The organism is Thalassotalea litorea (assembly GCF_005843925.1).
GTDB classification, from domain to species: Bacteria; Pseudomonadota; Gammaproteobacteria; order Enterobacterales; family Alteromonadaceae; genus Thalassotalea_A; species Thalassotalea_A litorea_A.
The window spans coordinates 12964-29199 of sequence record NZ_VCBC01000009.1 but is presented as its reverse complement, the minus strand read 5'-3'; the positions used below and the strand labels follow the sequence as shown (position 1 = coordinate 29199).

The window sequence follows — 16236 nt, the reverse complement described above, 5'->3', positions numbered from 1 at the left end:
AACAGCGCCTTTTTTGTTTACCTTACATATTCGGGTAGTTCGGCCCACCAGTACCTTCCGGTGTCACCCAGGTAATATTTTGACTTGGGTCTTTGATGTCACAGGTTTTACAATGAATGCAGTTTTGCGAGTTAATCACAAATTTTGCACCTTCATCACTTTCTTCAACCTCATAAACACCAGCCGGGCAATAACGTTGCGCGGGCTCACCATATTTAGGCCAGTTTACCGTGATCGGGATCAGAGCATCTTTAAGCTTCAAATGACACGGTTGCTCTTCCTCGTGATTAGTGTTTGATAAAAACACAGAGCTTAATTTATCAAAACTTAGTTCGCCATCGGGTTTCGGGTAATGGATCATCGGCGCTTCGCTTGCCAGTTTTAACTGCGCATAATCTCGAGTTTCATCTTTAAATTGAAACGGCAATTTACCGGCAAATACATTTTGATCCAGCGTGTTGTACGCACCGCCAGCAAATGTCCCGAGTTTATGCATCGCCGGGCCAAAATTGCGAGTATTGTATAACTCGTCGTACAACCAAGAGGACTCAAATCGTTGGGTAAAGTCGACTAAATCGTTACCACCTTGATCGCCACTGGCCAGCGCGTCAAAAATTGTTTCCGCGGCCAAGATACCCGACTTCATTGCCGTGTGATTGCCTTTGATTTTGGCATAATTAATCGTACCGGCGTCACAACCGACGAGCAATCCACCAGGCATCGTCATCTTAACCAGTGAATTATATCCACCTTTGGCCAGCGCTCGTGCACCATAGGAAACTCGCTTTGCGCCTTGAAGATACTGTTTATATACAGGGTGGTGTTTCATCCGCTGAAATTCATCAAATGGGCTTAAGTGCGGATTTGAGTAGTTTAAATCCACAATCAAGCCGACAAAGACCTGATTATTCTCGGCATGATACAAATACCCACCACCGGTAGTATCCCCCGTTAATGGCCAACCCGCGCTATGAATCACCAGACCTTGTTGATGTTTGTCAGGGTCAATGTCCCAAATTTCTTTAAAACCAATACCATAATGCTGAGGAGATTTCCCCTCATCCAAGGCAAATTTAGCGATCAGCTCTTTACCCAGATGACCTCGGCAACCTTCAGCAAATACCGTATATTTGGCTCGTAACTCCATGCCCGGCATATAGGAATCTTTTGGATTACCATCACTATCAAGGCCCATATCCTGAGTGATCACCCCGGCAACTTTACCCTCATCATAAATTACCTGCTGTGCAGGGAAACCGGGAAAAATTTCAACCCCAAGCGCTTCAGCTTGCTCTGCCAACCAACGGCATACGTTGCCCATGGAAACAATGTAGTTGCCTTCGTTATGCATGGTTTTTGGGGTGGCAAAACCCGGTAACTTCGTTCCCTTCTCAGCGCCTGTCAGATAATAGATATCATCGCCAGTTACCTTGGTATGTACCGGCGCACCTAACTCTTCATAGTTTGGAAAAAGCTCCGCCAGTGAACGGGGCTCCAATACTGCGCCAGATAGAATATGAGCTCCTACTTCCGAGCCTTTTTCAACCACGCACACCATAAGCTCTTGTTCTTTTTCCTGAGCCTGTTGCATCAATTTGATTGCCGTTGATAAACCGGACGGGCCAGCCCCCACAATCACGACATCAAATTCCATCGATTCACGTTCCACGTAAACCCCCTTTTCACGTTAATACTTGTTGTAATAATTCTAGCTGGCTATTTGCAATAGCCTTCGTTGTTTGTTGAGTACGTTATAGCACTTTATCATTCGGAAACCTATGTGAACACTTTGTGCGAATACTAAACATCAGTTTCTACCCCCGCTGTCATTGATCTTTTGACCCTGCGTGAGTAATCTTTCATGCACACAACGAGAAAATTAAAACATCAATTTAAAACACTTGATTGAATTTGACCAGCAAGTGCAGTAAATTAATTAAAAAAATACAGGTGTAATTTGCACCAAGAAGATTCGTGCCACGGGCACCATGGGGTTAATATGAAAATTTTAGTGCCAATCAAACGAGTGATTGACTACAACGTCAAGGTTCGGGTCAAAGCCGACAACACTGATGTGGATTTAGCGAATACCAAAATGGCAATCAACCCATTTTGTGAAATTGCCGTTGAAGAAGCGGTACGCCTCAAAGAAAAAGGCGTGGCAACGGAAATAGTTGCGGTATCCATTGGCGATAAAAGCTGCCAGGAGCAACTTCGTACCGCTCTGGCGTTAGGTGCAGATCGTGCAATCCAGATAGATGTAGAAGGAAATTTGGATGCGCTAAATATTGCGAAATTATTGCAACAGATCGTCAAGGAAGAACAGCCACAAATTGTATTGATGGGAAAACAAGCCATCGATAGTGATAATAACCAAACCGGTCAGATGCTCGCTGCCTTAACCGGCTACGCCCAAGGCACATTTGCCTCAGAAGTGAGTATCGACGGTGATAAAGTTTCGGTCACACGTGAAGTTGACGGCGGTTTGCAAACATTAAGCCTCAACCTGCCCGCAATTATCACAACTGATTTACGCTTAAATGAGCCTCGTTATGCTTCATTACCCAACATCATGAAAGCAAAGCGTAAACCTTTAGATGTGAAGAGCGCCGCGGATTTCGGCATTGATTTATCCCCTCGCAGTAAACTTTTAAAAGTCACGCCGCCAGCGCAACGTGAAGCCGGTGTTGTCGTAGAGTCAGTGCATGAGCTGGTCGAAAAATTAAAAAATGAAGCGAAGGTGATCTAATGGCTATTTTAGTAATTGCAGAACATGACAATAACAGCCTCAAAGCTGAAACGTTGAAAACATTGAGCGCCGCTCAAAAAATTGGTGGCGAAGTCGATGTCCTTGTTGCCGGTGAAAACTGCTCCGCAGTCGCCGAACAAGCGGCCAAAGCCAATGGGGTAAGAAACATATTGGTCGCCGATAATGCCGCCTATGCACAGCAGCTTGCAGAAAATATCAGCCTGTTAGTGAATGAAATTAGTGGTGATTATGATTGCTTGCTCGCCAGCGCAACGACCACGGGCAAAAACTTTATGCCACGGGTTGCCGCGATGCTCGATGTGGCGCAAATATCCGACATTATCAGCGTCGAATCCGCCGATACATTTGTTCGTCCTATCTATGCCGGCAACGCCATTGCCACCGTACAAAGTTTAGATAGTAAAAAAGTCATTACCGTACGCGCTACGGCATTTGATGCAGTGGCTACGGATGGTAACGCTACCGTTGTAAATCTGTCACAAGCGACAGACGCAGGCATTTCCAGCCACGTAAAAGATGAATTTACCGAATCTGAACGTCCGGATTTAGGTGCCGCTTCTGTGGTAATTTCAGGCGGTCGAGGCATGCAGAACGGTGAAAACTTTCAATTGCTCGAAGGCATTGCTGACAAACTGGGCGCGGCCATTGGTGCATCTCGCGCAGCCGTCGATGCAGGTTTTGTTCCTAACGATATGCAGGTTGGTCAAACCGGTAAAATTGTCGCCCCGGATCTGTATATTGCGGTGGGTATTTCCGGCGCAATTCAACATCTTGCTGGTATGAAAGACTCTAAAGTCATCGTCGCCATCAACAAAGATAGCGAAGCGCCAATTTTTCAGGTTGCAGATTACGGTCTTGTGGCCGATTTGTTCGACGTGCTACCTGAATTAGAGAGTAAGCTTTAATCTAAACGGGATTTGCTTAGCGCGGCTAAGACATGTCATGCGTTTTAAGTAGTTAACGCAGTTAACGCGCTGATTAAACTCAAACAATAAAAACACCTGCATCTGCAGGTGTTTTTGTATTTGTTTTTTGTACTGTCCGCTTCTGTTTTGATCTGCTGGCAATGGTTTTAGACGGTTTTCATTACGCGCGATTTATGCAGATTGATGTGATTCTCTTTTGCGAAGTGAAAACCAAAGCAGTTATAATCCCTACAACAACCGATTTTTATAAAGTGAATTTGCAATGCGCGATCAATTATCCAAGTTAGTATTTTCAACTGATGGTGGTCGAATTAAAGAGGAACCACAAGCGCCAACGATTACCCCATCGGATGGTTTCGCCAAAGTCCGACGAGAGACCAAAGGTCGTAAAGGTAAGGGCGTGGTCACTATTACCGGATTAGGGTTGGCTCCAAAAGAACTGAAAGCGTTGGCAAAGACCTTAAAACAAAAATGTGGTACCGGCGGGACCGTGATTGATGAAACCATTGAGATCCAGGGTGATAAACGCGATGTGATCAAAGCTGAGCTAGAAAAAGCCGGTTTCAAAGTGAAGTTTATCGGCGGTTAGTTTCAGCCTTTCCACCTCGACTCCAGTGGATAGCGGATTAACCCGCTTCCCAGGAATGGGAAACTAAGATTTCGCCTTGTCGGCTAACGGTTGCTTTGTAGCACTTTCCAGATACCACACGTCCTACCCCTTTCGGCGTACCTGTCATCACGATATCCCCGTCCATTAGTGTCATAAACTGGCTAAGTTGTTGAAGAATATCCTTGGGTGAGTACATCATCATTGCGACACCTCCCTGTTGTTGCAATACATTGTCGATGTACAAACTGATGCTTAATTCCTCGATAATATCAGTGCCATCCGATGTTGTATCCGTAATCGCTACAAATTCACTAAATAGAGCCGAACCGTCAAACGCCTTCGCTCGCTCCCAGGGTAAGCCCTGCGCTTTAAGTTGGCTCTGCAAACCCCGTTTGGTTAAATCCAATCCCGCAGCCACCGCGGTGAATTTTCCTTGTTGATATAAAAAGGCTAATTCCGCTTCAAAATGCAGTGGCTCATTGTGCTTTGCATGCAAAATACTCGACAGCGCAGAATTCGGTTTAAGAAACACGACCATATCTTCCGGAACTGTATTTCCTAACTCATGAATATGCTCTACATAATTACGTCCAATACATACGATTTTGGAGGGGTAGATATCTTGCTGATGAAAACGAATTGAATGCATAAAAAGTCACCGTCGAAAATAACAAACATCGCTGCGGATCAAACAAGCAGCATAAATAATGTCAACTATACTAATGATTACACCAAGAACTTCAATAATAAAAACAGTTAGCTATGAACCTATCTTATCAAGGAATATTTGAGCAACGTGGACAGCTTTACCAGCAGGCAATGAGCCGTTTCCCCAATGCCAGAGATGAAGAATTTAACCACCTTTTAAAACAACTCCCGGTTAACGCCAATCAACATGTAGCCGACCTGCCTGCCGGCGGCGGCTATTTAAGTCAATATTTGCATGAAAGTCTGGACCAGGAAAATATCTCATATACTGCGATTGAGACCAGCCAGACTTTTTTCGATTTTTGCCCACAGGATGACAACCGTCATCGAATTCTTTGTCCTTTAAACCATATCTCATTAGCAGATCAAAGTCAGGACAGTTTTTATTCGCTGGCAGGCATGCACCATACCTTTGATCGACTGCCTATTTATCAAGAAATTTATCGAGTCCTCAAACCGGGCGGAAAAGGGGTGATTGCCGATGTACTGCAAGGGTGTGCTACCGGTAAATTCTTAAATGAATTTGTCCATAGATTTAATTCTATCGGTCACCATGGGATGTTTTTAGACGACCGAGATTTTACTGCGATAGAAGCCGCAGGGCTAGACGTGATTGCTCATAAAAAGGAGCGTTATCACTGGCGCTTTAAATCCCTTGAAGATATGGCCCGCTACTGTCAGATGCTTTTTGGCTTAGATCTGGCCAGTTTAGATGAGATTGTAGACGGCATCGGCAGCTATCTGGGTTATCAGGTGAAGCATGGCGAAGTACTGATGAACTGGTCATTGTTGTTCATCACGGTCAAGCGGCCTGAGTCATTACCGATACGAATAGCAACATCCCCGGGGCTGGAAGCGAGGCTATGATAATCTCTGAGCTTAGTCATGAGGTAAACGGCGAGCAACATACAATCAGTGCCTATCTGGACAACTTTAAACTATGGTTTACCTTGCCAACCGATATCGGCAGAACCGATGTAATCGATGCATTTGTTGCCGCCGCATTGCTACCGGCTATGCACACTGGCCAACCGATCATTGTTCAGTCTAAAAAACCGTTATCAAGAACCTTGTTATTTGGCTTAACGCAATTACAACGGGTCTATTGCCAATGGTGGCCGCACCTGAGTATGGTGGATATCGTCGCTGAGCAAGGCACAAGTGATATCTATATCAAATCCAATGCCAGCTTTTTCTCGGGCGGCGTTGATAGCATATACAGTTTCGTGAAAAATCGAAAACAGCTCGATGCCCTGCTATTTGTTGAAGGTATCGACATACAATTGGACAATCATCGACTTCTCGATGAAGTTAAAACAAAAAATCAGGCATTCGCCAACACGTTTAACATTCCGTTAATTAACATTCGTTCCAATATTCGCTACCTCCCCCACGCATTCGGTCTTAGCTGGAAGAAGTATTTTTGCGGTGCAGGGCTTGCAGCAACTGGCCTGCTTACCGGCTTTCAAATGGTACTGATCCCGTCGAGCCAGCCAATTATAGATATTTATCCTGACGGCACTACCCCCGTTACCGACCCTCTCTATGCCAGTGAAGCGACACGATTTTTCTACGATACTCCCTTGGTTCGATATGAAAAACTTGCTTTTTTAAGCAAGCATCGACTCGCGATGCAAACGTTGCGAGTGTGCTGGATGGATAAAGGATATAATTGCGGTCTTTGTGAAAAATGCCTGCGCACCAGGCTCATTTTACGTTTATTGAAGAGTCAGTGTCCGACACTGCAACCGCTTAACGATTTAAAGCCGATATTAAGGTGGCGCTTACGGGAAATCGAAGACTTCAAGATTGTTGATAATTTGCTGCGTGCAGCACGACATCAAAAAGATAAAAATGTCATTCGCTGTCTGAAATACCTTATCAGGCGGGAAACATTTAAAAATCGTTTGGCGTTGTTCGATAAGCGACTATTCAATGGATACCTCAAAAGCGGGGTCTATCGAATGTTTGGCATTAATAGCCATTAGCTATGTCGGGTTAACGCGCTGACAAACCGTATTGTCGTAATTTCAACGCCACGGTATTGTGTGAAACACCGAGTCGCTTTGCCAGTTTTCGGGTGCTGGGGTACAAAGGTAAGAGCCGCTGAAAAATCTCTTTTTCAAAATCATGATGAGCCTCACTCAAGGTTGCATGAGAAATGTCACCCGACTGCTGCGCGAATTGCTCTACAATGACGCTCTGTTCCGTTCCCGCATCATCACAAGCTTGCACCTTTGCCGATTCCTGATCAAGCTCCAAAGAGACCAGGTTACCTGATTCCGCCAATGCGACAGCCCGAAACAGCGTGTTTTGCAATTGTCGCACATTGCCGGGCCAGGCATAATTCACGATTTTGCGCTGGATCTTTGCTGGAATTACCGGCGTTTCCTGACGGAACTGAGTCGCAGCATTTTTGACAAAATGGTGCATCAACAATGGGATATCGTCTTTTCTCTCCCTCAGAGCCGGCAATTGCAAGCTAAGGACATTCAGACGGTAGAATAGATCTTCTCTAAATGTTTTTTCTCCCACCATGTTTAACAGGGTCTCATGGGTTGCGCTGATAATACGAACATTTACTTGTTTTTCTTTTACGCCGCCAACGCGGCGAAAACGAAAATCTTCGAGAAATCGTAATAACTTTGCCTGCAGATATATCGACATTTCGGCGATTTCATCGAGGAATATGGTGCCGCCGTCGGCGAGCTCAAACAACCCAGGTTTACCGCCACTGCGAGCACCGGTAAATGCACCAGCGGCATAGCCAAACAATTCGCTCTCGAGCAAGTGCTCTGCTAACGAAGCACAGTTTATTGCTAAAAATGGTTTTCTTGCGCGGCTACTATTGTCGTGTATGGCCCGGGCGAGCAGCTCTTTACCGGTGCCAGTTTCCCCCTGAATCAATACCGGCAAATCAAGGTTCGCGAACTTTCGCCCTTGTTCCAGCGTTTGCAGTAGGTTTGCTGATTTTCCAATAATATTATCGAAGCCACCGCGATCACTGGTTTGTGTCGCTGCGAGGTGGCGGCCGACGTCTGTTAGCGCACGCAAGACTAAAACCGCCCCCTGCACTTTGTCTTCGACTTTAACCGGGGTGATATCACAAAAATACTGCTGACCGGAAAACGTAATTTCTTGGGTAACCGATTGATCGGTCAGAAATACCCGGAGTTTTTGTTCAATGCATTTAGATAGGGTTAAGCCAATAAGCGGTTCCCGATCCTGATTCGCAGAATAACGAAGCCAGGCATCCTCGGCAGATTGGTTGGCGATCAATATACGACCATTGCGATCAATATCTAAAATCGGTTCCGGAATTTTGGCAAGCATCGCCTGCAGTTGCTTGGCGAGTCTCTCCCCAGGCAGCAATTCAATGGATTTAACTTGCTTTACACCGGAAATACTCAGTAACTGCGCCAATAAATGCTGACTTTCCGTTTCCAAGTGCAGGTAATTGTAAAACTGAGTGACTTCCATCGCCGTCAGGTTAACGCCCGCCTCAGCCACCTTGGATAATATTTCCTGAGTAATACCAACTCTATCTTCAGACTCTACAGCCAAGCGCATGTTTGTTCCTATTTCATTTCAAACGGTGAATACATAAACCAGTACGGGCTCAAATCGTAACCTAAACATTACATCCGTAATAAAAATAATACAATATTTACCCAAGAGCAAGCTCGCCTTCAAACCGTAATACATGTATTACAAAATAACTATCCACACTTACAGGAAAACCATAACCATATGATTTAGAAGCAATTTAAAAACATGGCGTATGAATTGCTAAAGATTAGGTATCAACAACGCATTATTCGCTGATGGCATTTAGCCAATCAAATTTAAATTCTAATAACAAGCAATCGGTTAAAGGTTATGAACAAGTCATTTAAGCATATTGAAACAGCAACTATCCATGCCGGAAAAATTAAAGACGAGCAATTTGGCGCACTAACAACACCTATCTACCAAACCTCAACGTTTGTCTTTGAAAGTGCCGAGCAAGGTGGAGAAAGGTTTGCGGGAGAAGCGGCGGGTTATATCTATTCCCGTTTGGGAAATCCAACCGTCAGACAGTTGGAAATGAAAGTGGCGCAACTTGAAGGCATGCAAGATGCAGCGGCTACAGCAACTGGCATGGGCGCGGTTTCAGCCGCTCTATTAACCAACTTATCCGCTGGTGATCATTTAATTGCCTCCAAAGCCTTGTATGGTTGCAGTTACTCTTTGATCCGCCATCAATTGACCCGATTTGGTATTGAGGTGAGTTTTGTCGATATGACCGTGAGCGGGGCAATCGAAATGGCAATTCAGGCCAATACAAAAGTCGTCTTTGCCGAGACACCAATCAACCCTAATCTTGACGTCATCGATCTCGATATGTTGGGTAGAGTTGCCAATAAGCACAATCTGATATCCATAGTCGACAACACCTTTTTAAGCCCAATATTGCAGCAGCCGGTTAAATTTGGCATTGATATCGTAATCCACAGCGCGACTAAGTATTTAAATGGCCACGGCGACGTGGTCGCTGGCATAGTCTGTGGTAGTGAAGCAATGATAGAGCAGATAAAGCTGACCGTACTGAAAGATATCGGTGCGACGATGAGTCCACACGATGCCTGGTTGATTTTACGTGGTTTGAAAACTCTGGCGATTCGGGTCAAACAACATTGTGAGTCCGCCCAGGAGGTTGCAGAATATCTGCAATCCCATCCTAAGGTGAAAAACGTATATTATCCCGGTTTGAAAAGCCACCCAGGCTACCCATACATGGGCAGACAAATGCTTGGCGCCGGCGGCGTAATTGGTTTTGAAATCGATGGTGGAATTGACGATGGCAAGGCGTTGATTAATGCAACCCAACTATTTTCCATCGCGGTAAGTCTCGGCGATGCGGAATCTTTAATTCAACATCCCGCCTCAATGACTCACTCGCCCTACTCACCAGAAGAGCGATTAGACGCTGGCATCAGTGATGGCTTAATACGCATTGCCGTAGGTCTTGAGCATGTCGACGATATCATCGCAGATCTCGACAACGCCCTGTCCACAATTCCTCAAACCACCCAAGAACCGCACGCAACGTCGCAAACCATCGCTGACTGTGCGTAAACAAAAATGATAACAAGGAATAGACATCAATTGGTCGCAACCTCGATTGCAATGATGTCTATTGCCAATACGTCGTCATCACCATCGCCCGTGCACAAATAAAGCTTTACCATTTTTCTATACGCCGCATTAACAATCGTATTAACTAAGCACTATCAAGGCACCTATTAACACTATCAAGACATCCATCAATAAATAACCAATGTAACTACTCTCACTTTTATCAAGACACCATCAATGAATAACCAATTTAACTTGACCACTACACACCCACGGCAATTAACCAGCGGATCAATTTATCTGGAGGATTTAATTGTTTTTCCTCCTCCTTTCATCGACAAAGCGTTCTGATTCAATAAATTCTGAGATCTTGAGTAACCCTAAATAGACATGGATGTCTTGATAGCGGTAAGTTTGCGAAACTCTAAATAAACATGGATGTATTGATAGCGGCAAGTTTGTGAAGCTCTAAATAAACATGGGTGTCTTGATAGCGGTAAGTTTGAGTAACCCTAAATAAACATGGGTGTCTTGATAGCGGCAAGTTTGCGAAATTCCCAATAAACATGGGTGTCTTGATAGCGGCAAGTTTGTGAAGCTCTAAATAAACATGGGTGTCTTGATAGCGGAAAGTTTGAGTAACTCTAAATAAACATGGGTGTCTTGATAAGCACATTTATTAGCGATGATAAGCTCCAGCCAATGTGAAAGTCACTTTAACAGTTGGCAAGTGTAAACTATGTGATTGGTCGTGAAAGCGGTTGTTGTTTCTCGGCGCTTACTTGAGGTTGAGGTCCCATTGTACGGGTAAGTGAAATTCTTGCAGCAAATCGCTTTGGGGATCGGGAAATGCCAGATAAATGGAGCAAAGTTGTAGATCTTCCGATACTGACCAGCCATCATCAGGGGTTGAATACAGCCTATCCCCAACAATCGGCAAAGATAATTGCGATAAATGGCGACGAATTTGGTGTTTACGCCCGGTTTCAATCGCAACTTTTACTTTGCTGCGATGACGCGATTTATCGTACTCTATCCCACTGATAACGCTAATGGCGTTTTTACCATCGAGTTCGTTGTCAATTCGCTTATCAATTAATGTCGATGCATCACCGCAAACAATGGCATGATAGATTTTCCCTGTTTGTCGATTTTCAAAGGCCGACGTTAATTTTCGAACCGTCGTTTTACTGTGTGCAACCACCATAACCCCTGAGGTTGCTCTATCGAGGCGGTGAACCAGGAAGCAAGGCCTTTGTGGCACTAGCTTTTGCTCTACATATCGAGTTAACGTGGTATGGTCACTCCATTTTGAGCCTTGTGACAACATGCCATAGGGCTTATACCAAACGCTATAATGCCCGCAGTCTTTTATTAATGTTGCGCAAAGAACCTGTTGCGCCAGTATTTCTTCATTAAAATACATATGCAGCGTTTGACCGCTTTTCAATGTTCGATTCGCTCGTCGTAATCGCGTTGTTTTTTTCCCCGTCGAGAGCCAAACACAACCTTGCTGCATAACCTGTTTTATTCTGGTTGCCGATAATGATGACAATTCGGTAAGAAGCTCAACACAATTCGTTGAGTCATCCGTCACGGTATGATGTATTTCGAAAACGGAGTTTGGCATGAAATTTCAAATGATTAATTAAGTGCAATGCTTCTAAAGCGTAGTCTAATGAAAAAGACGTCAACTCGTCCAATGGTTGCGATCAAATTTGTCAAAAATGATAAAGAGCGTTAGTTAGAACGACGATAGTATGCTGAAAGTAGCTTTGCTCGACGCAATGCGAGCAATATCAGCAGTGCCAACACATATGCGCCAGGTTCAATAATGTCGGATTTTACCGACCAGTAGAAATGTATCACGATCAATATTGCCGCGAGATACACCATATTGTGCAGTGCTTGCCACTGGCGTCCCATTTTGCGCTGCAATCTCTTAAAGGAGGTTATCGCCAGCGCAAATAAAATAACGAACGCGGCCATACCTAAGGTGATGTATGGTCGCTCAATGACCTCTTCAATAAACAAACTAAAATCGAATTGCAGCTCAAAGAAGATGAAATTAACAAGGTGTAAACAGGCAAAGAAAAATGCATAGAGCCCCAGCAATCGCCTGAAGCGCAATAGCCATGGCAATCGGTATAATTTCGCTAAAGGACTTATCATTAAGGTTAATAACAAGGTGTTGAGTGCCGACATTCCGGTAAAATGTATGATCGCTTTAACGGGATCGCTGCCGAGCTGGTCATTAATCGCAAGAAAATAATAATAGAGTGCCCAAACCAGAGCTATCGTATGAACGAAACATTTCAGAATAATAATTGTTCGAGAAGAAGGTCGGTAGCTGCTCATTTAATAATTTTTTCTCAAATCCATGTTTCGGTATAAATCGGCCACCTGTTCGCCATAGCCATTAAACATTTGTGTTTTGATTCGATTGCGGGTGAACAGGCCTCCGCGGGTAATGCGTCGCTCACTTGCCTGACTCCATCTTGGGTGATCTACCTCAGGATTCACATTGGCAAAAAATCCGTATTCACCCGGGGCGAGAATATTCCAGGTTGTGGGTGGGCGCTCTTCCATAAGTTTAATTTCAACAATCGACTTGATGCTTTTAAATCCATATTTCCAGGGAACGACCAGACGAATCGGCGCACCGTTTTGTGGCGGTAAGGTCTTTCCGTATAAGCCAACAGACAAAAGCGAAAGAGAGTTCATCGCTTCGTCAATGCGCAGCCCTTCGACATAGGGGTAATCAATACCACCGCCCAAAAATCGACTACTTTGGCCAGGCATTTGCTCAGGATCATACAGCGTTTTAAATGCCACATATTTCGCCTTGCTCGTCGGTTGCGCCCGTTTAATGAGCTTGCTGAGCTCAAATCCAAGCCAGGGGATCACCATTGACCAGGCCTCTACACAGCGCAGACGATAAATTCTCTCTTCCAAATCAAATACTGAAAACAACTGTTGGTAGTCGAGCGTAAAGGGTTTTTCGACTTCTCCGGTAACCGTTAATGACCAAGGATCAACATTGAATTTTTGAGCGTTTTCCTGCGGCTCATTTTTTTGAGCACCAAACTCATAAAAATTGTTGTGACTAATGACTTTAGCTTCTGGCGTCAACGTATCACTCACCAAATCAGAATTGCTTTTCACCACCTCTAACGATTTGGTTTTAAACGTCGCGGCATTGGCCGTATTTATTCCGCCAACACCATTGGCCCATAGCAAGCTGCTGGCACCGGCAAACCCCAAACCTTTAAGTACTTGCCTGCGCTTTACATAAACAGACTCATCGGTCACATCCGCCTCGGTTAGTCCGCGCGAGCGACCATCGTCAGATATACTTGTTTTGCCAATATTTTTAATCAACATAAATTAAGCCAGAAAAGTTCGATATACACAAAGACAGATAAAGTATGAATAATCTTTCTCTGAGTTTATCGATAACAGGCAATATTGACTAGCGTCTTGTAAAGTGGCTAAAGGAGAAAAGTGTCGAGATAAAAAAAGGACAGTAACAACTGTCCTTCCAATATTTGTTTTTTTGCACTCAGAAGCGTTATGCGGCGTGAGCGACCTGCTGTAAATAATGAACGATCGCTTTAGATTCATACATCCATTGTGATGAACCATCTTCGCGATCAATACGAAGACACGGTACGGTGCGCTTGCCACCATTTTCCATCAATTCGGCCAGAATGTTGTCCTGCTTAATGTCACGAATTTCGATATTCAAATTTTCACGGCGGATCGTGCGACGAACCTTGACGCAAAACGGACAAGCATTGAGCTGGTATAAACTAAAGTGGCGGGTGGTTGCATCAAGCTGTTGTTGCAATTCCTGTTCACGTTTTGCTTTTTTCGGGGCAAAAATAAAGTTAAATAATAAAATCAATCTGCCTAAAATAAAGCGAATAATCGTCATAACGACTCCTGTAAAAAAAACGGGTTTAGCCTGGCAATTCGTTACCAGACGATAAAACTGTTGGTTGTTGGTGGACGTGTATTACCACATAAGATCATCTGGGATCTGATATTCTGCATAAGGGTCATCTTCATCCACAGCCTGATCCTGTTGATTCGTTTCATAATTCACTAATACACAGGTCGCATCTAAAGTCGCGATTTTATCAGCCGTTTGTGACGTCACTACAAATAATGATTGATCTAATGCACATAACGCTAAAACCCCTTTGGTAAGGGCCGTATGGGTTTTTTCATCGATAAACAGGCTTTTCACTTTTGTGTCTTGAGTGAAGTTAAACTTCACGTCGCCATCGATACCCTTTAGAGTGTGGTGTTCGAGGATTTGGGCGATTCGGTGCTTCTGCTCTTTGTCCGCTAACGCCTGTTGACGTTGAGCATTTAGCTCTTGATCTTTCTGGGATTTTTCCTGGCGAGCAAGCTCTAAATCTTGTTTAACTTTCTCTTGCAGGCTGACATCCACCTGCGCACCGCTGCGCTTTTGTTTATTGCGCTTGCGTTTGTCACTGTTTGCCTGACGGGCTTTTTGTTTGGTGGTTAATCCAGCCTTTAACAATTGATCTTGTAATGATGCCATATCGATTATCAATTCCTGTATTCAAATCTGGCGCTATTCTACCAGAATCCTGCTGAAATCAAATAACCTCATTTAGCGGTTGACAGTTTTTAACCACTCCCATACTGTATGGTATTAAAGTATTAACTCAAATTTTACAAGCAACGATTTGCAGAGCTTAAATTGACTAACGTTTTAGTTGTATTTCACTTTATTACCTTTATTCGGTGTTAGCCGGAGGGTTTCTCGTGAAATAACAACGATGAAAGCCTCCAGATGGAGGTTTTTTTATGCATGTATATATTGGTGACAGGCAATGGAAGAAAAATTAGATTTATTAAAAATTCGGGAACAGATTTCATCACTGGATAATCAGCTGTTAGGTCTGGCAGCCAAAAGGCGTGAGCTGACAATGAATGTGGCAAAGAGTAAAGCCCATATCATCCGTCCGGTTCGAGATCAGCAACGAGAACAGGAATTGTTGGTCAAATTGATCCAACAAGGCAAAGCCTTAGGTCTCGATGCCCACTATGTCACCCGTTTATTCCAGTTAATCATTGAAGATTCGGTGCTCAATCAACAAGCATTTTTACAGGAATTGAAGAACCCAAATACTAAGACACCCACCGTAAGCGTGGCGTTTTTGGGTGACAAAGGATCATACAGTTATCTTGCCAGCTACCGCTATTTTTCAAGACGCGCCGAAGAGATTATTGAATATGGCTGTGCCAGTTTTAACGATATTCTCAATCAAGTGGAATCCGGTAATGTCGACTACGGTATGCTACCAATTGAAAATACTAGTTCCGGCAGTATTAACGAAGTCTATGATCTGTTACAGCACACCAATCTTTCGATTGTTGGCGAGTTATCGCAACCCATCGAGCATTGCCTGTTATCGGCGGGGAATACCTCCCTCGATGCTATCGATACCATTTATGCCCATGCACAACCGGTTCAACAATGTAGTAATTTTTTAAATAAACAAAGTGATATTCGTATTGAATATTGTGAAAGCAGCGCTGATGCCATGCAAATGGTTGAAAAACTTACACAGCCAAACGTGGCCGTTATTGGCTCGGAAGAAGGCGGGCAACTGTACGGTTTGCAAGCCTTGCAAAAAGGCATTGCTAATCAAGAAGAAAATCACTCACGATTTATTTTGGTCGCTCGCAAGCCTGTGGATGTAGCCGAACAGATCCCTGCAAAAACGACGTTAATTTTAGCGACGGGCCAGGCGCCTGGTGCGTTAGTCGATTGTCTTGTTGTCCTTAAGCAATACGATATCAATATGACCAAGTTAGAATCCCGCCCGATTCAAGGACGCCCATGGGAAGAAATGTTTTATATTGATTTAGAAGCAAATTTAAAATCCATTGCAATGCAGGAATGCTTAACCAAGTTGACCGAACTCACGCGCTTTATCAAAGTATTAGGGTGTTATCCAAGTGAACAGGTAAACCCTACAAGCGTGCCTTTTGCCGCTCTTCATAATGAATAGTACGTTGAGTGATACATATTAAGCCGTGCAAATAAAAAGTGAGCCTTAGGG

The 16236-nt window shown here is 44.1% G+C and carries 15 protein-coding genes; 7 read left to right on the top strand and 8 right to left on the bottom strand.

From position 1 onward, the window contains the following. Positions 1–22: 22 nt before the first annotated feature. A complete protein-coding gene (locus FE810_RS09990; RefSeq protein WP_138320041.1) occupies positions 23–1654 on the bottom strand; it encodes an electron transfer flavoprotein-ubiquinone oxidoreductase in 1632 nt (543 codons plus the stop codon). Between the two features lie 345 nt (positions 1655–1999). On the opposite strand from FE810_RS09990, the gene FE810_RS09985 reads away from it, so the two are divergent. The 3 genes from FE810_RS09985 to FE810_RS09975 all read left to right on the top strand — a co-directional run bounded on the left by FE810_RS09985 (position 2000) and on the right by FE810_RS09975 (position 4285). Continuing rightward, on the top strand, positions 2000–2749 hold the full coding sequence (locus tag FE810_RS09985; protein WP_138319921.1) for an electron transfer flavoprotein subunit beta/FixA family protein: 750 nt from the start codon (positions 2000–2002) through the stop codon (positions 2747–2749). Then, complete coding sequence (locus FE810_RS09980) at positions 2749–3675, top strand: electron transfer flavoprotein subunit alpha/FixB family protein (RefSeq protein WP_138319920.1); 927 nt, start codon at positions 2749–2751, stop codon at positions 3673–3675. The genes FE810_RS09985 and FE810_RS09980 overlap by 1 nt, the downstream gene beginning before the upstream one ends. A gap of 283 nt (positions 3676–3958) precedes the next feature. Continuing rightward, positions 3959–4285 (top strand): translation initiation factor, encoded by a 327-nt coding sequence (locus FE810_RS09975; RefSeq protein ID WP_138319919.1) that lies wholly within the window; start codon positions 3959–3961, stop codon positions 4283–4285. 37 nt (positions 4286–4322) lie between these two features. On the opposite strand, the gene FE810_RS09970 is transcribed toward FE810_RS09975, so the two are convergent. Further along, the gene (locus tag FE810_RS09970; RefSeq protein WP_138319918.1) at positions 4323–4955 is read right to left on the bottom strand and encodes a fumarylacetoacetate hydrolase family protein; all 633 of its coding nucleotides are present in this window, start codon (positions 4953–4955) and stop codon (positions 4323–4325) included. Between the two features lie 113 nt (positions 4956–5068). Between FE810_RS09970 and FE810_RS09965 the strand changes: the two genes are divergently transcribed. Next, a complete protein-coding gene (locus FE810_RS09965) occupies positions 5069–5881 on the top strand; it encodes a class I SAM-dependent methyltransferase (RefSeq protein ID WP_138319917.1) in 813 nt (270 codons plus the stop codon). Further along, a complete protein-coding gene (locus FE810_RS09960) occupies positions 5878–7002 on the top strand; it encodes a hypothetical protein (RefSeq protein ID WP_138319916.1) in 1125 nt (374 codons plus the stop codon). Before FE810_RS09965 ends, FE810_RS09960 begins: the two co-directional genes overlap by 4 nt. A gap of 10 nt (positions 7003–7012) precedes the next feature. Here the strand turns inward: FE810_RS09960 and FE810_RS09955 are convergent, their stop codons facing one another. Continuing rightward, complete coding sequence (locus FE810_RS09955) at positions 7013–8584, bottom strand: sigma 54-interacting transcriptional regulator (protein ID WP_138319915.1); 1572 nt, start codon at positions 8582–8584, stop codon at positions 7013–7015. Between the two features lie 309 nt (positions 8585–8893). Between FE810_RS09955 and megL the strand changes: the two genes are divergently transcribed. Continuing rightward, positions 8894–10132, top strand: coding sequence for a methionine gamma-lyase (gene megL / locus FE810_RS09950; RefSeq protein WP_138319914.1), 1239 nt, complete (start codon positions 8894–8896; stop codon positions 10130–10132). Between the two features lie 778 nt (positions 10133–10910). Here megL and FE810_RS09945 read toward each other — a convergent pair. The 5 genes from FE810_RS09945 to FE810_RS09925 all read right to left on the bottom strand — a co-directional run bounded on the left by FE810_RS09945 (position 10911) and on the right by FE810_RS09925 (position 14705). Continuing rightward, positions 10911–11762 carry an RluA family pseudouridine synthase gene (locus tag FE810_RS09945; RefSeq protein ID WP_138319913.1) on the bottom strand — a complete coding sequence of 284 codons (852 nt, stop codon included), beginning with the start codon at positions 11760–11762 and terminating at the stop codon, positions 10911–10913. A 110-nt stretch (positions 11763–11872) separates the two neighbouring features. After that, positions 11873–12490 carry a protein-methionine-sulfoxide reductase heme-binding subunit MsrQ gene (msrQ, locus tag FE810_RS09940; protein ID WP_138319912.1) on the bottom strand — a complete coding sequence of 206 codons (618 nt, stop codon included), beginning with the start codon at positions 12488–12490 and terminating at the stop codon, positions 11873–11875. Beyond that, positions 12491–13516 carry a protein-methionine-sulfoxide reductase catalytic subunit MsrP gene (gene msrP / locus FE810_RS09935; RefSeq protein ID WP_138319911.1) on the bottom strand — a complete coding sequence of 342 codons (1026 nt, stop codon included), beginning with the start codon at positions 13514–13516 and terminating at the stop codon, positions 12491–12493. A gap of 187 nt (positions 13517–13703) precedes the next feature. Beyond that, on the bottom strand, positions 13704–14069 hold the full coding sequence (locus FE810_RS09930; protein ID WP_138319910.1) for a glutaredoxin family protein: 366 nt from the start codon (positions 14067–14069) through the stop codon (positions 13704–13706). Positions 14070–14150: 81 nt separating this feature from the next. After that, positions 14151–14705, bottom strand: coding sequence for a DUF2058 domain-containing protein (locus tag FE810_RS09925; protein ID WP_138319909.1), 555 nt, complete (start codon positions 14703–14705; stop codon positions 14151–14153). A 295-nt stretch (positions 14706–15000) separates the two neighbouring features. On the opposite strand from FE810_RS09925, the gene pheA reads away from it, so the two are divergent. Continuing rightward, a complete protein-coding gene (gene pheA, locus FE810_RS09920; protein ID WP_138319908.1) occupies positions 15001–16185 on the top strand; it encodes a prephenate dehydratase in 1185 nt (394 codons plus the stop codon). Positions 16186–16236: the final 51 nt, after the last annotated feature.